This is a genomic window from Micromonospora noduli (assembly GCF_003264365.1).
Taxonomy (GTDB): Bacteria; Actinomycetota; Actinomycetes; order Mycobacteriales; family Micromonosporaceae; genus Micromonospora; species Micromonospora noduli.
Window position 1 is genome coordinate 68,421 of record NZ_PYAK01000012.1, and the last position, 21,638, is coordinate 90,058.

Annotated in this window: 21 protein-coding genes; 16 read left to right on the forward strand and 5 right to left on the reverse strand. The window is 70.9% G+C overall.

The window, feature by feature from the left end; translation table 11 throughout:
• Nucleotides 1-24: 24 nt before the first annotated feature.
• The 5 genes from GUI43_RS12430 (at nt 25) to GUI43_RS12450 (ending at nt 5,501) form a co-directional block, all read left to right on the forward strand.
• Nucleotides 25-885 (forward strand): Fpg/Nei family DNA glycosylase, encoded by an 861-nt coding sequence (locus GUI43_RS12430; RefSeq protein WP_112601306.1) that lies wholly within the window; start codon nt 25-27, stop codon nt 883-885.
• Between the two features lie 264 nt (nt 886-1,149).
• Complete coding sequence (locus tag GUI43_RS12435; RefSeq protein WP_167457705.1) at nt 1,150-2,721, forward strand: sugar transferase; 1,572 nt, start codon at nt 1,150-1,152, stop codon at nt 2,719-2,721.
• A gap of 39 nt (nt 2,722-2,760) precedes the next feature.
• Nucleotides 2,761-3,987 carry a sensor histidine kinase gene (locus tag GUI43_RS12440; protein WP_112583851.1) on the forward strand — a complete coding sequence of 409 codons (1,227 nt, stop codon included), beginning with the start codon at nt 2,761-2,763 and terminating at the stop codon, nt 3,985-3,987.
• A 23-nt stretch (nt 3,988-4,010) separates the two neighbouring features.
• Nucleotides 4,011-4,772, forward strand: coding sequence for a LytR/AlgR family response regulator transcription factor (locus tag GUI43_RS12445; RefSeq protein ID WP_088950711.1), 762 nt, complete (start codon nt 4,011-4,013; stop codon nt 4,770-4,772).
• A 66-nt stretch (nt 4,773-4,838) separates the two neighbouring features.
• Entirely contained in the window at nt 4,839-5,501 is a 663-nt protein-coding gene (locus GUI43_RS12450) for a DUF5701 family protein (protein ID WP_112698849.1), read from the forward strand.
• Nucleotides 5,502-5,593: 92 nt separating this feature from the next.
• Here GUI43_RS12450 and GUI43_RS12455 read toward each other — a convergent pair whose 3' ends face one another.
• Nucleotides 5,594-6,145 (reverse strand): Uma2 family endonuclease, encoded by a 552-nt coding sequence (locus GUI43_RS12455; RefSeq protein WP_170158720.1) that lies wholly within the window; start codon nt 6,143-6,145, stop codon nt 5,594-5,596.
• A gap of 183 nt (nt 6,146-6,328) precedes the next feature.
• Here GUI43_RS12455 and GUI43_RS12460 point away from each other — a divergent pair, with 183 nt between their 5' ends.
• The 5 genes from GUI43_RS12460 (at nt 6,329) to GUI43_RS12480 (ending at nt 11,890) form a co-directional block, all read left to right on the forward strand.
• Nucleotides 6,329-7,009, forward strand: coding sequence for a response regulator transcription factor (locus GUI43_RS12460; protein WP_112698851.1), 681 nt, complete (start codon nt 6,329-6,331; stop codon nt 7,007-7,009).
• Nucleotides 7,006-8,088: a sensor histidine kinase gene (locus tag GUI43_RS12465; protein ID WP_112583855.1), complete on the forward strand. Its 1,083-nt coding sequence runs from the start codon at nt 7,006-7,008 to the stop codon at nt 8,086-8,088. Before GUI43_RS12460 ends, GUI43_RS12465 begins: the two co-directional genes overlap by 4 nt.
• Nucleotides 8,089-8,285: 197 nt before the next feature.
• On the forward strand, nt 8,286-9,788 hold the full coding sequence (locus GUI43_RS12470) for a DUF4153 domain-containing protein (protein WP_249037731.1): 1,503 nt from the start codon (nt 8,286-8,288) through the stop codon (nt 9,786-9,788).
• Between the two features lie 44 nt (nt 9,789-9,832).
• Entirely contained in the window at nt 9,833-10,246 is a 414-nt protein-coding gene (locus tag GUI43_RS12475) for a DUF485 domain-containing protein (protein ID WP_225855272.1), read from the forward strand.
• Entirely contained in the window at nt 10,247-11,890 is a 1,644-nt protein-coding gene (locus GUI43_RS12480; protein ID WP_091396835.1) for a sodium/solute symporter, read from the forward strand.
• 98 nt (nt 11,891-11,988) lie between these two features.
• Here GUI43_RS12480 and GUI43_RS12485 read toward each other — a convergent pair whose 3' ends face one another.
• A complete protein-coding gene (locus GUI43_RS12485; RefSeq protein WP_112698853.1) occupies nt 11,989-12,834 on the reverse strand; it encodes a hypothetical protein in 846 nt (281 codons plus the stop codon).
• The gene (locus tag GUI43_RS12490) at nt 12,827-13,327 is read right to left on the reverse strand and encodes a SigE family RNA polymerase sigma factor (protein WP_112583858.1); all 501 of its coding nucleotides are present in this window, start codon (nt 13,325-13,327) and stop codon (nt 12,827-12,829) included. Before GUI43_RS12490 ends, GUI43_RS12485 begins: the two co-directional genes overlap by 8 nt.
• A 214-nt stretch (nt 13,328-13,541) precedes the next feature.
• On the opposite strand from GUI43_RS12490, the gene GUI43_RS12495 reads away from it, so the two are divergent.
• Nucleotides 13,542-14,306: an ABC transporter ATP-binding protein gene (locus tag GUI43_RS12495; RefSeq protein ID WP_091396824.1), complete on the forward strand. Its 765-nt coding sequence runs from the start codon at nt 13,542-13,544 to the stop codon at nt 14,304-14,306.
• Nucleotides 14,291-15,994, forward strand: coding sequence for an ABC transporter permease (locus GUI43_RS12500; RefSeq protein ID WP_373861052.1), 1,704 nt, complete (start codon nt 14,291-14,293; stop codon nt 15,992-15,994). Before GUI43_RS12495 ends, GUI43_RS12500 begins: the two co-directional genes overlap by 16 nt.
• On the opposite strand, the gene GUI43_RS12505 is transcribed toward GUI43_RS12500, so the two are convergent.
• Both GUI43_RS12505 and GUI43_RS12510 read right to left on the reverse strand, forming a co-directional pair.
• Entirely contained in the window at nt 15,991-16,197 is a 207-nt protein-coding gene (locus GUI43_RS12505; RefSeq protein WP_112698854.1) for a DUF397 domain-containing protein, read from the reverse strand. The two genes, GUI43_RS12500 and GUI43_RS12505, sit on opposite strands and share 4 nt — an antisense overlap.
• Nucleotides 16,194-16,979: a helix-turn-helix domain-containing protein gene (locus GUI43_RS12510; RefSeq protein ID WP_112698855.1), complete on the reverse strand. Its 786-nt coding sequence runs from the start codon at nt 16,977-16,979 to the stop codon at nt 16,194-16,196. The genes GUI43_RS12505 and GUI43_RS12510 overlap by 4 nt, the downstream gene beginning before the upstream one ends.
• Before the next feature lie 589 nt (nt 16,980-17,568).
• Here GUI43_RS12510 and GUI43_RS12520 point away from each other — a divergent pair.
• The 4 genes from GUI43_RS12520 to GUI43_RS12535 all read left to right on the forward strand — a co-directional run bounded on the left by GUI43_RS12520 (nt 17,569) and on the right by GUI43_RS12535 (nt 21,589).
• Nucleotides 17,569-18,321 carry a flavin reductase family protein gene (locus GUI43_RS12520; RefSeq protein ID WP_112698882.1) on the forward strand — a complete coding sequence of 251 codons (753 nt, stop codon included), beginning with the start codon at nt 17,569-17,571 and terminating at the stop codon, nt 18,319-18,321.
• 175 nt (nt 18,322-18,496) lie between these two features.
• A complete protein-coding gene (locus GUI43_RS12525; RefSeq protein WP_088950720.1) occupies nt 18,497-18,862 on the forward strand; it encodes a DUF485 domain-containing protein in 366 nt (121 codons plus the stop codon).
• Nucleotides 18,840-20,531 carry a monocarboxylic acid transporter gene (locus tag GUI43_RS12530; RefSeq protein ID WP_091396810.1) on the forward strand — a complete coding sequence of 564 codons (1,692 nt, stop codon included), beginning with the start codon at nt 18,840-18,842 and terminating at the stop codon, nt 20,529-20,531. Before GUI43_RS12525 ends, GUI43_RS12530 begins: the two co-directional genes overlap by 23 nt.
• An 80-nt stretch (nt 20,532-20,611) precedes the next feature.
• Entirely contained in the window at nt 20,612-21,589 is a 978-nt protein-coding gene (locus tag GUI43_RS12535) for an NAD-dependent epimerase/dehydratase family protein (protein ID WP_112601302.1), read from the forward strand.
• The last annotated feature ends 49 nt before the right edge of the window (nt 21,590-21,638 follow it).

Consider the following 21,638-nt stretch of genomic DNA (forward strand, 5'->3'; position numbering starts at 1 on the left):
GGGAAAGAAGGCTACCGTTGTGTCGTGCCCGAACTACCGGAGGTTGAGGCGCTCGCGGGTTACCTGCGTCAGCGCGCGGTGGGGCGGCGCGTCGATCGGCTGGAGATCGCCGCGATCAGCGCCCTGAAGACGTACGAGCCGGCGCCGACCGAGGTCGCCGGCCGGGCGGTGGTCGACGCCAGCCGGCACGGCAAGTTCCTCGACGTCCTCTTCGAGGGCGGCCTGCACCTGGTGGTGCATCTGGCGCGAGCGGGCTGGCTGCACTACCGGGAGGCGTTCCCCGCCACCACCCCGCTACGTCCGGGCAAGGGCCCGATCGCGGTGCGGGTACGCCTGGACGACGGTTCCGGCTTCGACCTCACCGAGGCCGGCACCCAGAAGAAGCTGGCCGCCTATCTGGTCACCGACCTCGCGGCGGTCCCCGGGGTGGCCAAGCTGGGCCCGGACGCGCTCGCCGCGGATCTGCCCACCTTCGCCGAGCGGCTGCGGAGCAGGCGGGGGCAGGTCAAGGGGGTGCTGACCGACCAGTCGGTGCTGTCCGGGGTGGGCAACGCGTACTCCGACGAGATCCTGCACGCCGCGAAGCTGTCCCCGTTCGCGATCACCGATCGGCTCACCGACGCCCAGATCGCCACCCTGCACGCCGCCACCCGACAGGTCCTCGGCGACGCGGTCGAGCGGTCCCTCGGCCAGCGGGCCGCGGAACTGAAGGGTGAGAAGCGCTCCGGGCTGAAGGTGCACGCGCGCACCGGGCTGCCCTGCCCGGTCTGCGGTGACACCGTGCGCGAGGTGTCGTTCGCCGACTCAAGCCTCCAGTACTGCCCCACCTGCCAGACCGGCGGCAAGCCGCTCGCTGACCGTCGGTTGTCTCGCCTCGTACGGTGAGTAATTGCACTTCGGAGCTACGGCGGGGAATCGCCCTCCCTGAGCGGAAGCTCCGGTCCGCCCTTCTCGCCACGCGCGCATCCATCGGTATAGTGGCCCGGTCCCCGGCTTCTGAAATGGTGCGGAGCCGGCCAGATCCCGCCAGCACCGTCGGTCGCCAATCTCCTTTGGGGCGACGATCGGTCGGAGGCCGCGTGGGAGACTGGGACGGTGGGCGACCCGGGCCTTCACGCCGAGTGAGCGGCCCGTGTCATGCGGGAGGACATGGGTGAGGTGACGGCAAGCCTCCAGCGCCCGGTAACCAACGAAGGCCGGAGCAGACTCGTGCGGCACGTCGACAGCTTCGAGATCCAGCCGCCGACGCCGCCGTCCCACAACGGCGTACCTCGGTCGGCTTGGACGAGGGCGCGACGCCGTGTCTCCCGCTGGCACCGCCCCTACATCGCGATCCTGCTGCTGCTCGACTTCGGCGCGGCGGCGTTCGCCAGCTGGATCGCGATCCAGCTCTTCGACCAGGCCGCCTCCGGGTTCTCCGGCACCCAGCAGGACCCGACGTGGTTCCACACCGTCTCATACCTGCTGCTTCCGCTCGGCTGGGTGATCATCCTCTGGAGCAACAGGGCGTACGACCGGCGCTATCTGGGGCTTGGCCCGGACGAGTTCAAGCGGGTGATCCGCGCCTCGGTGACAGTTGCGGCGAGTGTCTCGTTCCTCGCCTTCTCCACCGTGACCCAGCTCTCCCGGTTCACAGTGGGCACGGCGCTGGTCGGTGCGACGCTGCTGATCCTCTGGGGTCGTTTTGTGGCCCGCTGGGCGTTGCACTACATCCGGCGGCGGGCCGGCCAGGCCGCGCACCGGATGGTGCTGGTCGGCACCCTGCCCGAGTGCCTGGAGGTCTACGCGGCGGTCACCCGCAGCCCGGCCGCCGGGCTGATGCCCGTCGCCATTCACATCACCGACGGGTACGCGGCTGCCCGGGGCATGCCGACCCCGGTTCCGGTGTACGCCGGACGCGACGTCCTGGCCCTGGTCCGTGAGGTCGGTGGGGACACGATCGCCGTCTGCGGGTCGGCCAGCGCGGAGCCGGGCGAGTTGCGCCGGCTGGCCTGGCAGCTGGAGGGCTCCGGCGTCGACCTGGTGGTCGCGCCGCAGCTCACCGACATCGCCGGCCCTCGCGTGCACATCCGGCCGATCGAGGGTCTGCCGCTGCTGCACGTCGAGGAGCCGACGCTCTCCGGACCGGCGCTGCTGGCCAAGAACCTGATGGACCGGGTCGCCGCCGGTCTCGGCCTGCTGCTGCTGATCCCGCTCTTCCTGGCCATCGGCGTGGCGATCCGGATCTCCGACCCCGGGCCGGTCTTCTTCCGCCAGCCCCGGGTGGGGCACGAGGGGCGCACGTTCCGGGTCTGGAAGTTCCGAACCATGTACGTCAACGCCGAGGACCGGCTGGCCAGCCTGGTCGACCGCAACGAGACCGACGGCATGCTGTTCAAGATGAAGGAGGACCCTCGGGTCTTCCCGGTCGGTCGTTTCCTGCGGGCCACCTCGCTGGACGAGCTGCCGCAGCTGATCAACGTGCTCTGGGGCGAGATGTCGCTGGTCGGGCCCCGGCCGCTACCGGCCGACGACGGTGACTTCCTGGGTGACGTACGGCGCCGACTGCTGGTCCGCCCCGGCATGACCGGGCTGTGGCAGGTCTCCGGCCGCTCCGACCTGTCCTGGGACGAGTCGGTCCGACTGGACCTCTACTACGTCGACAACTGGTCGCTCGCGTACGACCTGAGCATCCTGTGGCGCACCGTCGGCGTGGTGCTCGCCCGTAAGGGCGCGTACTAGAGGGTTGGCGCGCCGGCTCGCAGGGGCGAGGATCGCTGCATGGCTGCCAACCTCTCCGCCGTGGTCGGCGTCGTCTCACTCGTCACCGCGCTGACCGCAGCCCTGCTGGCGGTGCTGCGACTGCGAGCCCGCCGTGGCATCGCCACCGCCACCCAGCGGGCCACCTACGAGGTGCTGCACACCGCCGGCCTGGCCGCCGAGCCGCTGCGAGCGGGGTTGAGCGCGGCGGGCGCGGCGAAGGCCGTACGGCATCTGCGGGCGCTGGTGGGCGCGGTCGGGCTGGCGCTCACCGACGCCGACCGGCTGCTGGCCCTGGACGGGCGCGGCACGCACCACGGAGAGCAACTGCTCGCGGCGGCCCAGCGGACGGTGGACAGCGGCCGCTCGACGGTGCTGGGTGAGCAGGAGCTGCACTGCGACCGGGTCGACTGCCCGGTCCGCGGGGCGGTGGTCGCGCCGTTGCTGGGGGCGGACGGCCGGGTGGTGGGCGCGCTGGTGGCGGTCGCCGACAGCCCGCCGCCTCCGGGGTTGGTGCAGGCCACCCTGGAGACGGCGCACTGGGCCGGCAACCAGCTCGCCCTGGCCGAGCTGGACTCGTCACGGGAGCGGCTGGCCCGCGCCGAGATCCGTGCGTTGCGGGCGCAGATCAGCCCGCACTTCATCTACAACGCGCTGACCGCGATCGGCTCGTTCGTACGCACCGACCCGGAGCGGGCCCGGGAGCTGATCCTGGAGTTCGCGGAGTTCACCCGGTACTCGTTCCGGGCGCACGGGGAGTTCACCACGCTGGCCGAGGAGCTGCGGTCGATCGACCGCTACCTGACCATCGAGCGGGCCCGGTTCGGTGACCGGTTGCAGGTGCGGTTGCAGATCGCCCCGGAGGTGCTGCCGGTGACGCTGCCGTTCCTCTGCCTCCAGCCGTTGGTGGAGAACGCGGTTCGCCACGGGTTGTCCCGCAAGCCGGGCACGGGCATGGTGAGCATCGAGGCCCGGGACGCGGGAGCCGAATGCCACATCACGGTGGAGGACGACGGAGTGGGAATGGATCCGACCACGCTGACCGCCGGCATCGCCGAGCTGGCCCGCGGCACCGGCGACCCGGGCGACGACACGGGCCAGCACGTCGGCCTCTCCAACGTCGACGAGCGGTTGCGCTCGGTCTTCGGGGACCGGTTCGGTCTGGTCGTGGAGACCGGGTTGGGCTCGGGCACGAAGGTGAGCATGCGGGTGCCGAAGTTCCACCCCGGCGTGCGGGCAGGGTCGTGAGCGAGCGGACCGCGACGGGTGCGGTGAACGCGTCCGGTTTCCTGCGCGTCCTCGCGGTGGACGACGAGCCGCCCGCGCTCGACGAGCTGGCGTACCACCTGCGGGCCGACCCCCGGGTGGCCCGGCTGCACACGGCCGGCGATGCCACCGAGGCGCTGCGGCTGTTGCGCGACGGCGACGTGGACGTGGTCTTCCTGGACATCCGGATGCCCGGCCTGGACGGCATGGAGCTGGCCCGGGTGTTGCGCCGCTTCGCCCGGCCACCGGCGATCGTGTTCGTCACCGCGTACGACGACGGCGCGGTGGACGCCTTCGATCTGGGCGCCACCGACTACGTGCGGAAACCGGTGCGCGCCGATCGGCTGGCCGAGTCGCTGCGCCGGGTGATCGGCTCGCGGGTGGTGCCGTCGCATCCGGCGGCGCTGGCCCGCGCGGAGGAGGACCCGACCATCCCCATCGAGTTGGCCGGCACCACCCGGATGCTGCCCCGGTCGGCGGTGCGCTGGGTGGAGGCGCAGGGCGACTACGCCCGGTTGCACACCGCGGAGGGGTCGCACCTGGTGCGGGTCTCGCTGGCCACGCTGGCGGAACGCTGGGCCGATGCCGGTTTCGTCAGGGTGCACAGGTCGTACCTGGTGCAGTTGAAGTTGATCGCGGAGTTGCGGCTGGTCAACTCCGGTTACGTGGTGGTGATCGACTCGACCGAGCTGCCGGTGAGCCGGCGGCACACCCGGGAGCTGAAGGACAAGCTGGTCAGGGCCGCGAAGCAGGATTGGAGTCGCTGACCCGGGAATGGAAGCAGACCTACCGTACGTTGTACGCTAGTCCGTACGACTTCCGGGAGGCTTGCCGTGACCGAGACCCCGTTCGACGCCGAAACCGAGTTCGACAGCCAACTCGACCGACTGGTGCAGCTCGGTTACCCCGCCCTCGCCCGGCTGACCGAGAGCGCCTTCCGCGACCTGGTCGCGCCACTGCGGGCCAGGGCGGTCGAGGGCACCGCCGGCCTGCCCGACCCCACCGACGCCCGGGTGCCGTTCCTGCTGGTCATCACCCGGGACCTGATCGGTGTGCCGGAACGGGTGGAGCTGACCACCCTGGCCGGCAAGCGCAAGCCCGGCGTCATCGACCGGAACTACGCCGAGGACGACCTGCCCCGCTTCGACCCGATCAAGGAGCTGGAGGTGCCGGCCGGGCCGGCGTACCTGCTCTTCGACGTCGACCGGGGCGAGGAGTACCGCAATCTGGCACCCGCCACGGCCATGGACGGGATCACCGCTCAGGGCCGATTGCCGCTCAGCATCGACGAGGGGCTCGCCTTCATCACGCTGCACCCGGCCGCGTTGGCGAGCAACCGGTGCTTCTCGCTGGTCGGCTCCCGCTGCGGCGACAAGCGGGTGCCTGCGTTGTGGATCAGCCAGGGCGCACCCAAGCTGGGCTGGTGCTGGTACGGCAACCCGCACACCTGGCTCGGCTCCGCCTCAGCCCGGCCGGAGCGCATCGGCCTGGAGTGACCGCAGGCCGTACTCGGGTTCCTGGAAGTCGGGCCATCCCACCGGCCCGGATGGCCCGACTTTCAGGAACTCGAGTGGATCGAGCCCCGAGGTCAGAAGATGTCGGCCAACGGCAGGGCGAGGGGGAACGGCTGCTCGGTGCGGTAGACCTCGCCGACCGCCAGAACGGCCTGCTCGCGGTAACCGCCCGCGCTACTCACCAGCACGGTCAGGGTCTGCTTGCGGGGCTCCACCAGCCAGTAGAGCGGGATGCCGACGGCCGCGTACTCGTGGCGTTTGAGCACCAGATCCCGGCCAGCGTTGCTCGGCGAGATCACCTCGACGACGAGGAGCACGTTGGCCGGGTCGAGCGCGGCACCGCCGCTGTCCAGTGCGCTCTCACTGGCGACGAAGAGATCAGGCACGAAGTACGACGAGCGTTTCGCGCTGACCCCGATGTCCTGTCCAACGAGCACACCGACGGGGGCCTGCCGGTCGAGGATCCGGCGGAGGCGATTGGCGACCGCGCCGTGGAAGACGTCCGCATGGGGGGACACGAGCAGGGTCCCGTCGAAGATCTCGTAGACCTGGTCGTCCTCGGGGAGGTTCTGGAGGTCGTCCACCGTCCAGGCGTCACCCCAGCCGGGCCGGGCAGGGTTGGTCACCGTCACACCTCCTCTCTACCGGACCACAGTGACAGCTCGGTCGGTTGTCCACAACGAGCCTCCGGAGTTCCCCCACGCCAGCCGGCATGATCCCCGAGTTATCCACAGCCGTGACCGGTTCTCCACAGGTTATTCACAACGCAAACCACTGATCTCCACGGCCGCTGCCTACAGTCAGGACCCATGAACGCACGCCGGGTACTGGTGGTTGAGGACGAACGGACCATCGCCGAGTCCATCGCCGCCCGACTACGGGCCGAGGGTTTCACTGTGGAGATCGCGGCGGACGGGCCCAGCGCGGTCGCGCAGTTCCACGCCGGACATCCGGATCTCGTCGTCCTCGACGTGATGCTGCCGGGCTTCGACGGCCTGGAGGTGTGCCGCAGGATCCAGGCCGACCGGCCGGTGCCGGTGCTGATGCTCACCGCCCGGGACGACGAGACCGACCTGCTCGTGGGGCTGGCGGTCGGCGCGGACGACTACCTCACCAAGCCGTTCTCGATGCGGGAACTCACCGCCCGGGTGCATGTCCTGCTGCGTCGGATGGAGCGGGCCGCCGCCACTCCCGCGCCGCCCGCCATCCGCCTCGGCGACATCGAGATCAACGAGGCCGAGCGACGGGTCCGCCGGGCCGGGGCGGACGTGCACCTCACCCCGACCGAGTTCGACCTGCTGGTCCACCTCGCGGGGCGGCCTCGCACGGTGCTCCCCCGGGAACGGCTGCTCGCCGAGGTCTGGGGATGGGGCGACGGGAGCGGCACCCGCACCGTGGACAGCCACATCAAGGCTCTGCGCCGCAAGCTGGGTGCCGACCTCATCCGCACTGTGCACGGGGTCGGCTACGCCCTGGAGCTGCCGTCATGACGGCGACCCTGCTCACCCGGCTGGACCGGGTGTTGGAGCTACTGCCCCGACCGCTGGATCCGGTGCGCTCGATCAAGCTGAAGCTGGGTGTGCTGCTGGTCGCCTCCGGGGCGGCCGGCCTGGCCTACTTCTCGTACGGCATCGGCTGGCCGCCGCCGATCACCTCGGCCACGGCCATCGCCGTCGCCCTGCTCACCTCGCAGGTGCTCGCACACGGCATGACCTCACCGTTGCGGGACATGACGGCGGCCGCCGGCGCGATGGCCCGCGGCGACTACACACGTCGGGTGCGCGCCACCTCCCGCGACGAGGTCGGCGAGCTGGCCCAGGCGTTCAACAAGATGGCCGAGGATCTGCACGCCGCCGACCAGCGTCGACGCGAGCTGATCGCCAACGTCTCGCACGAGCTGCGTACGCCGATCACCGCGTTGCAGGGCGTGCTGGAGAACATGGTGGACGGGGTCGCCGACCCCGAACCCGCGGCGCTGCGTTCGGCGTTGGCCCAGACCGAACGGCTCGGGCACCTCGTCGCCGACCTGCTCGACCTGTCCCGACTCGACGCCGGGGTGGTGCCGCTGCGGCGCGTACGCATGGACGTGGGGGACTTCCTCGACGAGGCGGTGGAGCACGCCACGGCCAGCGCGTCCGGCGCCGGCCTGGACGTGCGCTTCCAGCTCCGTGACCTGCCGACACCGCTGACGGTCCACGCGGACCCGTGGCGGCTGCACCAGGTCTTCGCGAACCTCCTCGACAACGCGGCCCGACACAGCCCACCCGGCGGCACGGTACGGGTGTGCGCGGAGGAACACGGCGACCAGCTCCGCTTCGAGGTGAGCGACGAGGGCCAGGGCATTCCGCCGGACGAGCGTTCCCGGGTGTTCGAGCGGTTCACCCGCGGCGACCGGTCGGCCGGCGGCGGGACCGGGCTCGGCCTGGCCATCGCCCGGTGGGTCGTCGAACTGCACGGCGGTCGGATCGGTGTCCTCGATCCCGCCGGGCCAGACCGGGGTGACCGGCCCGGCTGCCGCATTCAGGTCACCATCCCGTGCGACGGGCCATACCGAGAAGAGGCCGCATGACCAGCCCCGGCAGCACCCCCCTCCCGGCCACCGGGCCGACCGGGCCGGCGCAGGCCGCCCCGGCCGTCAGGCCCGGCCCGGCCGCACCGCCGGCAGCCGGTTGGCCCCCGGCAGCTCCGGCCACACCGCTCCCGCCCCGGCCACCATCGGTGATCGCGCGGCGCTGGCCGGGACCATCCGGCGATGCGGTTCCGACGGTGCTGGTGGCGTCGGCGGCGGCGGCGGTCGTCGGCGCCTCGGTGCTCACGATGGTTCGTCCGGGCCTCGGCTGGCTGGTCGCCGCGTTGGCCGGCACGGCCGCCCTCAGCACCGCCGCGGTCGTCAGGTCCGGGGCGTCCTCCCCGGTTGCGGGCCGCACCGCGCCGACCGAGCCCGGTCCCGCAACCGGCGCCGAACCCGCCCGTCCCGGTGCCACGGGGGCACCGGGGCGGGTGGCGCAGGCCGCCTGGGCTGCCGCGACTGTCGCGTTGATCGCCGTCGGCACCTTCCGGGCCGCCGGTTGGCTCTTCGCGCTCTGCCTGGTGGCAGCGGTGGGGGCCGGGACGCTCGCGGTGACCGGCGGGCGAAGCCCATTCGGAATGCTGGTCGCCGTGACCCTGCCACCGGCCGCGACGGTACGGGCGCTCCCGTGGGCGGTACGCGGAGTGCGCACCAACCGCTCGGCGGGCTCGGGGATCGGGTTCGGACGCATCGTTACCAGCCTGGTGGTGTCCGCCGTCCTGCTGACGCTGTTCGGACTGCTCTTCTCCTCCGCCGACGCGGTCTTCGCCAACCTGGTCGGCGGTCTGCTGCCCGACATCGCGCCGGCCGGTGTGATCGGCTGGTTGCTGCGGCTGGCCCTGATCGGCGGTGGTCTGCTCGGTGGCGCGTACCTGGTCACCCGCCCACCCGACCTGGAGGGCTTGCGACCGGCGTCGTCACGGCCGGCCCACCGGCTGGAGTGGACCCTCCCGCTGGTGTTGCTCGACGCCCTGTTCGCCGCGTTCGTGCTGGTCCAGCTGACTGTGTTGTTCGGCGGGGCGGGGCACGTGCTGCGTACGGCCGGGCTCACCTACGCCCAGTACGCCCGTGGCGGGTTCTGGCAACTGCTCGCCGTCACCGCGCTCACCCTGCTGGTGATCGCGATCGCCGCCCGTCGGGCGCCGAAGGCCACCCGAGGGGACCGGCTGCTGGTCCGCGGGCTGCTCGGCACGCTCACAGTGCTCAGTCTGGTGATCGTCGCCTCGGCGCTCTACCGGATGCAGGTCTACGCCGACGCGTACGGTGCCACCCGGCTGCGGCTCGTCGTGTCGACCATCGAAATCTGGCTCGGGCTGCTCTTCGTCCTGGTCGGGGTTGCCGTGGCGCGGTTGCGGGCCGAATGGCTCCCCCGGCTGGTGGTCGGCACCGCGGTGCTGGCGCTGCTCGGGTTGGCCCTTCTCAACCCGGATCGCCTGATCGCCGAACGGAACGTCGACCGGTACCTGGAGACCGGCCGGTTGGACGTCAGCTACCTGTCCGGGCTGTCGGCCGACGCCGTACCGGCCCTGGATCGGCTGCCCGAGCCGATGCGCTCCTGTGCGCTGGGGGAGATCGCCGCCGAGCTGCCCCGGGACGGCTTCTGGGCGGCGAACCTCGGCAGGGAACGCGCCCGGCGGGTTCTCCACACGACCCCGGTGCGCGCCAGCGTGACCGACTGCCTCGGCTTGCAACGCTGGTGAGCATGAACGCTTGACAATCGCGTACGGCGGGCGAGACTGCCGGGGTGGCCAAGCAACTCCCCGACGTGGGGTCGAGCGGTGCGGTACCGCCGCCCCGGCGGTCCCGGATCGTGCTGGCCGAGATCACCAGGCAGGACACCCGCGCCGAGCGGACCCGCGCCGAGCTGGCCCAGCAGACCCAGGTCGGCGAGGCGCTGGTCCGCGGCCTGGTCCGGGCCCAGCTCGCGCTGGCGCTGCGGCTGTCCCTGGTGGTGGCCATCGGGTTGGGCGGGCTGCCCTGGCTGTTCGCGATCGCGCCCTCGCTCGGCCGGACCACAGTCGCCGGCGTCAACCTGCCGTGGCTGCTGCTCGGGGTGGCCTCCTTCCCGTTCCTGATCGGCGTGGGCTGGGCGTACGTGCGGCTGGCCGAGCGCAACGAGCAGGACTTCACCGACCTGGTGCAACGGCCGGAGCACTGAGTGGGCAACGACTTCGTGGTCCCGGCCATCGTCGCGGTCACCCTGGTCACCGTCGGGATCGGCTTCTACGGGCTGCGGTTGGCCCGGACCACGTCCGACTTCCTGGTGGCGTCCAGGGCGATCAGTCCGACCTGGAACGCCGCCGCCATCGGCGGGGAGTACCTGTCGGCGGCGAGCTTCCTCGGCATCGCCGGGCTGGTCCTCAAGTACGGCGTGGACGTGCTCTGGTACCCGGTCGGGTTCGCCGCCGGCTACCTGGCCCTGCTGCTCTTCGTGGCCGCGCCGCTGCGCCGCTCCGGTGCGTTCACGCTGCCCGACTTCTGCGAGCTGCGGCTGGGGTCGCGTCGACTCCGCATCCTGGCCACCGCCTTCGTCATCTTCATCGGTTGGCTGTATCTGGTGCCGCAGCTCCAGGGCGCCGGGCTGACCCTGGCCACGGTGGCCGGCTCCCCGTACCCCCTCGGAGCCCTACTGGTGGCGGCCGTGGTCACCGCGAACGTGGCCTTGGGCGGCATGCGCGCGATCACCTTCGTGCAGGCTTTTCAGTACTGGCTCAAGCTGACCGCTCTCGCCGTACCGGTGATCTTCCTGGCCCTGCAGTGGCAGGCCGACGGCCGCCCGGCGGTGACCCCGCCCGACGGGCCGACGTTCCGGGCCGCGACCACCGTCGTGGTCGAGCACCGCGCGACCCTCACCCTGCCCGACGGTGACATCCGGGAGGTACGCCCCGGTGACGAGTTGACCTTCGCCGCCGGTGATCCGGTGCCGGACGTCTCCGGGGTCGCCACCGATGCCAACGACTGGTTGCTGCCCAGCGCCGCCGGTGACGACGACCGGGGCCTGTTCGCCACGTACTCGCTGATCCTGGCCACCTTCCTGGGCACCATGGGCCTGCCGCACGTGCTGGTGCGCTTCTACACCAATCCGGACGGCGCGGCGGCCCGCCGGACCACCCTGGTCGTGCTGGCGCTGGTCGGCGCGTTCTACCTGCTGCCCACCCTGTACGGGGTCCTCGGTCGGATCTACACCCCGCAGTTGCTGCTCAGCGGCCAGACGGACGCGGTGGTGGTGCTGCTACCCGAAGCGGCCCTGGGTGACGGCCTGGCCGGGCGGCTACTCGCCGCGCTGGTCGCCGCGGGTGCCTTCGCGGCGTTCCTCTCCACCTCGTCCGGCCTGCTGACCAGCGTCGCCGGGGTGATCTCGACGGACGTGCTCGGTCGGGGATCGGTACGCGGGTTCCGGCTGGCCACCGTCATCGCCGGTGGTGTGCCCGCGGTGCTGGCGCTGCACGTCTCCGGGCTGGACGTGTCGCAGGTCGTCGGGCTGGCCTTCGCGGTCGCCGCGTCGAGCTTCTGCCCGCTGCTGGTGCTCGGCATCTGGTGGCGCGGGCTGACGGACGTGGGCGCCACCGCCGGCGTGGTGGCCGGCGGCGGCGCGGCGATCGGCGCGGTGCTGGTCACAGTGCTCGGCCCACCGCTGTCCGGCTGGCCGGCCACGCTCATCGCGCAGCCGGCCGCCTGGACGGTGCCGCTGGCCTTCACCGTGATGGTCGCCGTGTCGATGGCGACCCGCAGGCGGGCCCCGGCCGACGTCGCCGCCACCATGCTCCGCCTACACACCCCGGAAGCCCTCCGCATGCAGTGATCACCGCTGCGACATGCCCTCAGCCATGTCACCGCCATGCGCCTTTGCCCTCGGATCCAGCTTGACCATGGCAGAGGTGCGCCGGGGGCGCCACCAGGTCAACAGGTGTCAGTGCCGGCGCAGAGCCGCTGCGCCACCGGGCGGGCGTACCGCCGCGCCTCCTTCGGGGTGGTGTCCGTGTCCAACGCGACCTGTGCCACCAGGTCACCCTGCCGTACGACGAGCCAGCGGCTCCGCACGCCCTCGATGTCCGAGCCCACCAGCAGAGACTCGTCACCGGCCCCCAGCCCATCGGCCAGGACCGACATCGAACTGGTCGCCCCCCTGGGTTTGCAGTCGGTGAAAAGTGCCCGGACCGCGTCCATCTCAAGGGCAGCATCGCGAATCGAGAAACGGACGACGCGTTGGATCATCCTGTCGGTCGGCGAGTCGAACGAGACGGTTCGCTGGGCGAGCCTGCCGTTGGACGTCCCCGTCGGCGCTTCGCGACAGTAGATCGACACTGACTCCAGGCTCCAGTCGCCGTCGATGTCGTCCTCTGCCATCGTGAAGCCGGCGGGCAGATCCGAGAGCCGCAGCATGGCTGCGGCCGGAATCGCCGGGTCGGTGGAACCGGCCGACGGCCTACGTGACGGGCTCGATGGCGGTGCGGCGGGAGTGGTGCTGGTCGTCGACGGCCGAGGTGCGGCCGAGGTGGCCGACGGCGCGGGTGACGGGGTGGGTGATCCGGTCGCCGGCAGCACCGGCGTCGGCGCGCCCTCCCGGCCGCCGGCCAGCGCCACCGCCCCGGTGGCCACCACTGCCACCGCCACCACTGCGGCGAGCGCCGCCGCGATTCTCGTCTGACGGGTCCGCCGCCGGCCGCGCTCCCGCACCTGTGCGGTCGGGGCCCAGCTCAGGTGCTCGGTGTCGCGGAACAGGTCGGCGAAGGGCTGATCAGGCATTGCTGACCTCCTCGGGGAGGGTGGTGCCGAGCATGGGGGCCATGGCCTGGCGGCCCCGGGAGAGCCGGGCCTTGACGGTGCCGAGCGGTACACCGATCTGAGTCGCGATGTCAGCGACCGAGAGGTCCGCCAGGTAGTGCAGGACGATCGCCTCGCGTTGTTCCAGCGGCAATCGACGTAACGCCGCGACGAGCGCGACGGTGTTCTCCGAGGGTGGTCCCACGGCAGTGGTCGGACCGTGCCGCCGGTTCGCGCGGATGCCGTTGCGGATCTTGCGCCATCGGTTGATGAGGAGGCGGTGCCCCACGCCGCGCACCCACGCCTCCGGATCGCCGTACTCGCCGACGCGCTGCCAGCGCTGCCAGGCCCGCACGTACGCCTCCTGTGCGGCGTCCTGCGCCTCATGGATGTCGCCACCGAGCGCGTACAGCACGGTGACGACCCGATGCCTGGTGGCCCGATAGAAGTCCTCGAACCCCTCGTCTCTGTCCAACGTCCCCTCCCCCGTTGTCTTCTGCCACTGTCACCCGCCAGCACGACGGTCGGTTGCATCAGGTGCAGCAAGGAGAGCGGAAGTTTGGCAAGGAACGAGGCTGCCTGGCGCGACGCCGAGCTCGTTCCGCGCGATCCTCGTCCGCCTCGGGGATGATCGCGGGTCCGCCCGTCGCCGGACGGCGGAACTGGCGATCGACGGATAACGTCGGCGCATGACTGTTGAGCACCCCGCGCTCGCACTGCGTGGCCTGGCCAAGCGGTTCGACGGCACGATCGCGGTGGCCGGCGTCGACCTGGACGTCCCCGCCGGCTCCTTCTACGGCCTCCTCGGCCCGAACGGCGCCGGCAAGACGACCACCCTGTCGATGGCTGTCGGGCTGTTGCGGCCGGACGCCGGCTCGGCCTGGGTGCTCGGGCACGACGTCTGGCAGGACCCGGTCACCGCCAAGCGGCTGCTCGGCGTGATGCCCGACGGGGTCCGGTTGTTCGACCGGCTGACCGGCGCGGAGTTGCTGGCGTACAACGGGTTGTTGCGGGGGATGGACCCAGCGGTGGTTGACCAGCGGGCTGCCGAGCTGCTGGACGTGCTGGCGCTCGGCGACGCCGGTCGGACGCTGGTGGTGGACTACTCGGCGGGCATGAAGAAGAAGATCGGCCTGGCCTGCGCGCTGCTGCACGGCCCTCGGGTGCTGGTGTTGGACGAGCCGTTCGAGGCTGTCGACCCGGTCTCCGCCGCGCTGATCCGGGACATCCTCACCCGCTACGCGGCCGGCGGCGGCACAGTGGTGTTCTCCAGTCACGTGATGGAGGTCGTCGAGCGGCTCTGCTCACACGTGGCGATCCTGGCCGGCGGCACCATCAAGCGGGTCGGGACCATCGACGAGGTCCGTGGCGGTCGCTCGTTGGAGCAGGTCTTCGTCGAGGTGGTCGGCGGCCGCACCGCGACCGGCGAGGAGCTGTCGTGGCTCTCCCAGTGAGCGCGGACGCCACCCCCGCCGCGCCGGTACGGTCGGTCTCCGCTCGACACTTCGTGCGGCTCAAGCTGCGGGTGATGGGCAACAACTTCCGGGGCCAGGGCTGGCGGATCGCCCTGTTCGTCGGCGGCGCGTTGCTCGGGCTCTGGTTCGCCGCCGCGGGGTTCTTCCTCTTCGCCGCGCCGGGCCTGACCGGCGACGGCCGGTACGCGGTGCTGATCGCGGCGGCGGGTGGCGGGCTGCTGGTGCTCGGTTGGCTGTTCCTGCCACTTGTCTTCTTCGGTGTGGACGAGACACTGGACCCGGCCCGGTTCGCGCTGCTGCCGCTGCCCCGGCGCACGTTGGTGACCGGCCTGTTCGTGGCGGCCCTGATCAGCGTGCCGGTGCTGGCGGTGCTCATCGCGTCGTTCGGGCTGGTGCTGACCGCCTGGTCGTTGGGTGGCTGGTCGGCGGGGTTGGTCGCCGTCGTGGGTGTGCTCGCCGGGATACTGCTCTGTGTGGCCGCCAGCCGGGCGGTGACCAGCGCCTTCGCCACCATGTTGCGGTCCCGACGGGTCCGCGACCTGGCGGCCGTGCTGCTGGCGGTGACAGCCGCGCTGCTCGGCCCGTTGCAGATCTTCGGCCTCGCCGCGCTGCGCGAGGCGGACTGGACCCGGTTGACCGGCGTGGCGACCGTCATCGGGTGGACACCGTTGGGCGCTCCGTGGACCGTCGGCATCGACGTGGCCCAGGGGCGGGTGTGGGCGGCACCGGTCAAGCTGCTGATCACGGTGGTGGCGCTCGGCGCCCTGCTGGCCTGGTGGTCCCGGTCGATCGAGTCGGCGATGGTGGGTGCGGCGAGCGCCGGTAAGGCCCCGGTGCGGCGCGGGGTCACCGGCGGCGCTGTCGCCCAACTGTTTCCCCGGGTCGCCACCTGGGCCGGCCGGGACCGGTTCGGTGCTCTGGTCGCCCGGGAGGCCCGTTACTGGTGGCGGGACGCGCGCCGCCGGGCCAACCTGATCACGATCGCGGTGGTCGGCATCTTCGTGCCGGTGTTGATCAACGTTACGGGCGGGGACTTCGCGTTCGAGGACGGTGCCGGGTTCACGGCCGCCGCCAGCGACAGCTCACCGGTAGTGGTCACCATCTCCATGCTCCTCGTGGGCGTGCTCGCCGCCGTCACCCTGGCCAACCAGTTCGGCTTCGACGGCAGCGCGTACGCGGCGAACGTGGTGGCCGGGGTTCCCGGCCGGGTCGAGTTGCGGGCCCGGATGACGGCCTTCTCGCTGTACGTGCTGCCGATGTTGGGCGTCGTCGCGGTGGTGTTGTCGTTTCTGCTCAGCCGACCGGAGTGGATCGGTCTCACCATCGGCGGCCTGGTCGCCACCTACGGCGCCGGGCTGGCGGTGAACAGTTTGATCTCGGTGCTCGGGGCGTACTCACTGCCGGAGACGAGCAACCCGTTCGCCATGAACAGCGGTGCGGGCCTGGCGAAGGGGTTGCTGACCCTGCTGGCCATGCTCGCCTCGGTGGTCGCCGCTGTGCCGATGGTGGTGGCCGCCGCGCTGCTCGGTGACGCGTGGCTCTGGCTGGCCCTGCCGGTCGGTGCCGCGTACGGGCTGGGCGCGGCACTGCTGGGCGCGTACCTGGCCGGCGACGTGCTGGACCGCCGCCAGCCGGAACTGCTGGCCACTGTCACCCCGCGCCGCTAACCGGCGCGGCGGCTGGGGTCCTGGGCGGCGTCGGCGATGAAGCCACGCCAGGCGGTCGGCGCGAAGCTGAGGGTCGGGCCGGAGCGATCCTTGCTGTCCCGGACCAGAACGACGCCGGGCAGATTGTCCGCCACCTCGATGCAGGCACCACCCGTGTCGCCGGACCTGGTCGACGTCCGCCAGCGGGGTTGAGGAACGGTCATGGCGTCACCTTCAGCTTCCGGATCAGATCCAGCGAGGCGCTTGTGGAAAGTGCCTCGCCCAGCAGGCTATCCCATTTCCGACCAATCAGACGCACGACGTCCGGGTCGTCGATGACGTGTCCGCGAGCCACGTCCTCGACATAGGTGACCCGTTCACCGTCGGGCAGCTCAGCGAGCAGAAATCCGCCTGTCAGTCCGACATGGGCTCCGGCATCGAGGGGCACGATGTGCAGTCTGACGTTCGGCATGGCGGCGAGTTCCATCAGCCGAGCAAGCTGCGCGTCCAGTACCGCCGGTCCGCCGATCGGGCGGCGTAGAGCCGTCTCGTCCAGGACGAAGACGCATTGCGGCGACTCTGCCCGCTGCCACAACTGCTGTCGATCCATCCGGACCGTGACCAACTCGTCCACCAACTTGGTCGGATTCAGGCCACCAGCGGAAATGACCGCGCGAGCATAGTCCTCGGTTTGCAGGAGCCCCGGAATCAGGCACGGCTCGAACTCGCAGAGCCGGATCGCCTGCTCCTCATGATTGCGCCACGGAACGAACCAGGTCGGTAGCCGCTGCCGATCGGCGGCCCGCAACAGTTCGGCGAGGAGGCCGCCGGTGGCTAGGGCCTCGTCGGCGGCCACCGCGAACTCCATTGTCGGCCGACGTCGGCCGGTCTCGATGGCGGCCACCGTGGATGGACTCCACTTGGTCAGCGTGGCCAGAGCCTCCTGGGACACCTCGGCACCGGCCCGGGCGGCCTTCAACGCCCGTACCCACATCTCGACGTTCATCCTTACCTCTCCGGTAAGTACGTGACCGCGCTGCGTAGTAAGCCCTGGCATCCTCCCCTGTCCGCGCCGCTCAGTCCAGGGTGGATAACACGCGGCCCGGCCGGTGGAGGCGACGTCCCGGCGACTGGGTCCTGCGTTCGGGCCGCCCCGGTCATCCCCCGATCGGGGCGGCCCTCGTCGACTGGGAGGAGATCAGCCTTGTTCGGGTTCATCCGTGGCAGGAACGGGGCGCGGTGGTCGTACCGGAGAAAGAAGGTTGCGGCACCGGCGGCCGTGCCGGGCGCGACCGGATCGGAGCGGTCGGCAGGCCCGCCGAATCAACCACCCGCGTGGGCGAACGGGCCGACGGTGGCCCTGCCGCGACCAGGCCGGGCCGGTTGGCTGACCCCGGCGCAAACCTGGCGCGCGAACGGTGGCCGCTGGTGAGCTGCGCCGGCCGGGAGCGCCACGCCACCACAAGCGATATACCTCTGAGTCATATTCATGCCTCAGAGGTATATCGCTCAAACCGGAGAGACCCTTCGACCACCGTACGGGGTCGGCTGATCGCGAAGACCGGGCCCGGCTGGTGAGCCGGCCACACGTGCCGATGCGGCCGCTGTGGCGGTGTCGGGGCTGCGGCGCGCACTGGCCGTGTCAGCCGGCGCGGCTGGCACTGCTCGCTGAGTACCGAGACGACCGCGTGGGGCTGCTGGTCTACCTGGCCACGATGATGGCGGAGGCCGGTGATCAGCTCGCCCGGCTCGGCGGACGACCCGCCGATCTGCACGAGCGCTTCCTTGGTTGGGCGAGGGGTCGGGGCGGCACAATGTTTCACGTGAATCATGAGCCGGGTGCCGAGATCCACCACACCGATCCGTTCGCGGTGCCGACCGGGCAACGGTCGCCGGTACGCCGGCTGCGTGGTCGCCTCGCCGCACCGGTGACCCTCTGGACGACGCCCGGTCCGGCCGGGCTGACCGTCTCGTCCACCCTGGTGGCCGAGGGGGAACCGGACCGGCTGCTCGGGCTGATCGACCCGGAGTCCGACCTCTGGGCGGCCGTCGAGGAGTCGGGTCGGTTCGCGGTCACGCCGCTCGGCCCGCCGCACCGGCAACTCGCCGACCGGTTCGCCGGCCTCTTCCCCGCCCCGGGCGGGCTCTTCGCCACCGGCGCGTGGAACGACACGCCGTACGGGCCGGTTCCGGCGGACGCCGGCGGCTGGGCCGGGTGCCGGCTGGACACCGCCCGGGAGTACGGCTGGGGCCTGCTGGTCGAGGCCACGATCGAGGCGGTCGAACTGGCCGAGGAGGCAACTCCGCTGCTGCACTACCGCGGTCGTTACCACGAGCTGCCGGCCTGAACGGACGCCTCGCCAGGGGCGACCGATCACCGCAGTGACCTGAGTCACTTGGCGCAGCCAGCCAACCGCTCGGCGCACTCGCCGACCGGCGTCGATCTCAGCCTTCCCTGCCGGGGAGTGCGCTCTTTACGGTGCGCGAAACTCCTCTGACGCCTGTGAAGGTGGTGATCCACAGATGTCCACGGACACACCCGCTCCGGCTGCTTCCCAGTCGGACAAGTATCTGGCCGTACAACGGTCGGACGAGTTCGCCGGGCTGCGGCGTGCGCTGCGCGGCTTCGTCTTCCCGATGACCGTCGCGTTCTTCCTGTGGTACGCGCTCTACGTCATTCTCTCCGCGTACGCCCGGGACTTCATGGGCACGAAGCTGTTCGGCAGCAACATCAACGTCGCACTGGTCTTCGGCCTGCTCCAGTTCGTCTCCACGTTCCTGATCGCCTGGCTCTACTCCCGGTACGCGGACCGGAAGATCGACCCCATCGCGGACCGGATCCGCGCCGAGATCGGGGAGGTGACCCGTGAAGACGGTTCACGCGGTTGAGACGTTCCTCGCGGCTGAGGCGGGCGATCACACCGCCCGCAACCTGACCATCACGCTCTTCCTGGTCTTCGTGGCGGTGACCCTGGGCATCACCATCTGGGCCAGCCGGCAGACCAAGACGGCGACCGACTTCTACGCTGGCGGCCGGTCCTTCTCCGGCTTCCAGAACGGCATGGCGATCGGCGGCGACTACATGTCGGCCGCTTCGTTCCTCGGCATCGCCGGCATCATCGCGTTGTACGGCTACGACGGCTTCCTCTACTCGATCGGCTTCCTGGTCGCCTGGCTGGTGGCCCTGCTGCTGGTCGCGGAGCTGCTGCGGAACTCGGGCCGGTACACGATGGCGGACGTGCTGGCCTTCCGGATGCGTCAGCGTCCGGTGCGTACGGCGGCGGCGGTCTCCACCATCACGGTGTCGATCTTCTACCTGCTCGCCCAGATGGTCGGCGCCGGCGCGCTGGTCGCGCTGCTGCTCGGCATCCGGCCGGGGACGACCTTCCTCGGCATGGATGCGGACACCGCGAAGGTGGCCACCATCATCATGGTCGGCACGCTGATGATCATCTACGTGACCGTGGGTGGCATGAAGGGCACCACCTACGTGCAGATCGTCAAGGCGTTCCTGCTCATGGGCGGCGCGCTGTTGATGACCATCCTGGTGCTGGCGAAGTTCAACTTCAACCTGTCGGAGCTGCTCGGCCAGGCGGCCGCCGCCTCCGGCAAGGGCAGCGCGTTCCTCGAACCCGGGCTCCGGTACGGCGTCGAGGTCGCCGGCAACTCGACACAGACGTTCTACAACAAGGTCGACCTGCTGTCCCTGGGCATCGCCCTGGTGCTCGGCACCGCCGGTCTGCCGCACATCCTGATCCGCTTTTACACGGTGCCGACAGCGAAGGCGGCCCGTAAGAGCGTGCTCTGGGCGATCGGCATCATCGGCACCTTCTACCTGCTCACCCTGGCCCTCGGCTTCGGTGCGGCGGCGCTGGTCGGCAGCCAGGCGATCACGGCACAGGACAAGGCCGGCAACACTGCCGCGCCGCAGCTGGCCGAAGCGCTCGGCATCGACTTCTTCGGCGGTGAACTGGGCGGGGCAGCCCTGCTGGCGATCATCGCGGCGGTCGCCTTCGCCACCATCCTCGCGGTGGTCGCCGGGTTGACGCTGGCCTCGTCGTCCAGCCTGGCGCACGACTTCTACGCGAACGTGCTGAAGAAGGGTGAGGCGTCGGAGCGGCAGGAGGTGCGGGTCGCCCGGATCTCCGCCCTGGGGATCGGCGCGGTGTCGATCGCCCTGTCGATCTATGCGCAGAACCTCAACGTGGCGTTCCTGGTGGCGCTGGCCTTCGCGGTCGCCGCCTCGGGCAACCTGCCGGCGATCCTCTACAGCCTCTTCTGGCGGCGGTTCAACACCTCCGGCGCGGTGTGGGCGATCTACGGCGGGTTGCTCTCGGCCGTGCTGCTGGTGTTCTTCTCGCCGGTGGTCTCCGGTGCGGCGACCTCGATGTTCCCGGACCACGACTGGCAGTGGTTCCCGCTGTCCAACCCGGGCATCCTCTCCATCCCGTTCGGTTTCCTCTGCGGGTGGATCGGCACTGTCATCTCCAAGGAGCACGACGAGGACAAGTACGCGGAGCTGGAGGTGCGGGCCCTCACGGGCTCCGGCGCCCACTGATCCGAGCGCTCGTCACGAGAGGCCCCCTGTGCTCAACAGGGGGCCTCTTCGTGGAAATGGGGGTCGGTAGGCTGACCGGCATGAAGGTTGCTGAGCGCTTCGGTTCCGGTCACCGCGTTCTCGTCACCGGCGGCGCCGGTTTCGTCCCGTCGCACCTGGTGGATTCCCTGATCGCCCGGGGCTGCACGGTGGTGGCGCTGGACAACTTCGTGACCGGCTCCAAGGAGAACGTCGCCCACCTGCTGGATCGGCCGACCTTCACCCTCGTCGAAGCGGACATCTCCGATGGTCTGCCGACCCACCACCCGGCGCTGGCCGAGCGGTTCGACGCGATCCTGCACATGGCCTCTCCGGCCAGCCCCACCGACTTCGCCCAGTTGCCGGTGGAGATCCTCCGGGTCGGCTCGGTCGGCACCCTGCACCTGCTGGAGCGCGCGACCGCCGACGGCGCCCGGTTCCTGATGGCCTCCACCTCCGAGGCGTACGGAGACCCGAAGGAGCACCCGCAGCGGGAGACCTACTGGGGCAACGTCAACCCGATCGGGGTCCGCAGCGTCTACGACGAGGCCAAGCGCTTCTCCGAGGCCGCGACGATGGCGTACCACCGCTACCGGGGGCTCGACGCGGCGATCGTCCGGATCTTCAACACCTACGGCCCGCGAATGCGCCCGGACGACGGCCGCGCCATCCCCACCTTCATCTCCCAGGCGCTGCGCGGCGAGCCGATCACCGTGCACGGCACGGGCAACCAGACCCGGTCCATCTGCTTCGTCGAGGATCTGGTGCGCGGCATCCTGCTGCTGCTCGACTCGACCGAGACGGGTCCGGTCAACTGCGGCACCGAGCACGAGCTGACCATGCGGCAACTCGCCGAGTTGATCGTGTCGCTCTCCGACAGCACCTCGAAGGTGACCTATGTCACCCGCAGCTCGGATGACCCGGAGATGCGTCGACCGGATCTCACGCTCGCTCGTGAACTGCTCGGATACGAGCCGTCGGTCGCGCCCGAAGATGGCCTGCGACGCACGATCGAGTACTTCCGGTCGCGGCTAGGGTAACCAGATTTTCGCGTACCGCCTGCCGCTGAGTGTCGCCTGAAGGCGGCAG

What these genes read in the sequence shown, in the direction of transcription:
- GUI43_RS12435 (WP_167457705.1), top strand. Translation starts at nt 1,150, where the DNA reads ATGGGTGAGGTGACGGCAAGCCTCCAGCGCCCGGTAACCAACGAAGGC.
- GUI43_RS12440 (WP_112583851.1), top strand. Translation starts at nt 2,761, where the DNA reads ATGGCTGCCAACCTCTCCGCCGTGGTCGGCGTCGTCTCACTCGTCACC.
- GUI43_RS12460 (WP_112698851.1), top strand. Translation starts at nt 6,329, where the DNA reads ATGAACGCACGCCGGGTACTGGTGGTTGAGGACGAACGGACCATCGCC.
- GUI43_RS12465 (WP_112583855.1), top strand. Translation starts at nt 7,006, where the DNA reads ATGACGGCGACCCTGCTCACCCGGCTGGACCGGGTGTTGGAGCTACTG.
- GUI43_RS12485 (WP_112698853.1), bottom strand. Translation starts at nt 12,834, where the DNA reads ATGCCTGATCAGCCCTTCGCCGACCTGTTCCGCGACACCGAGCACCTG.
- GUI43_RS12495 (WP_091396824.1), top strand. Translation starts at nt 13,542, where the DNA reads ATGACTGTTGAGCACCCCGCGCTCGCACTGCGTGGCCTGGCCAAGCGG.
- GUI43_RS12505 (WP_112698854.1), bottom strand. Translation starts at nt 16,197, where the DNA reads ATGACCGTTCCTCAACCCCGCTGGCGGACGTCGACCAGGTCCGGCGAC.
- GUI43_RS12510 (WP_112698855.1), bottom strand. Translation starts at nt 16,979, where the DNA reads ATGAACGTCGAGATGTGGGTACGGGCGTTGAAGGCCGCCCGGGCCGGT.
- GUI43_RS12520 (WP_112698882.1), top strand. Translation starts at nt 17,569, where the DNA reads ATGCGGCCGCTGTGGCGGTGTCGGGGCTGCGGCGCGCACTGGCCGTGT.
- GUI43_RS12525 (WP_088950720.1), top strand. Translation starts at nt 18,497, where the DNA reads ATGTCCACGGACACACCCGCTCCGGCTGCTTCCCAGTCGGACAAGTAT.
- GUI43_RS12535 (WP_112601302.1), top strand. Translation starts at nt 20,612, where the DNA reads ATGAAGGTTGCTGAGCGCTTCGGTTCCGGTCACCGCGTTCTCGTCACC.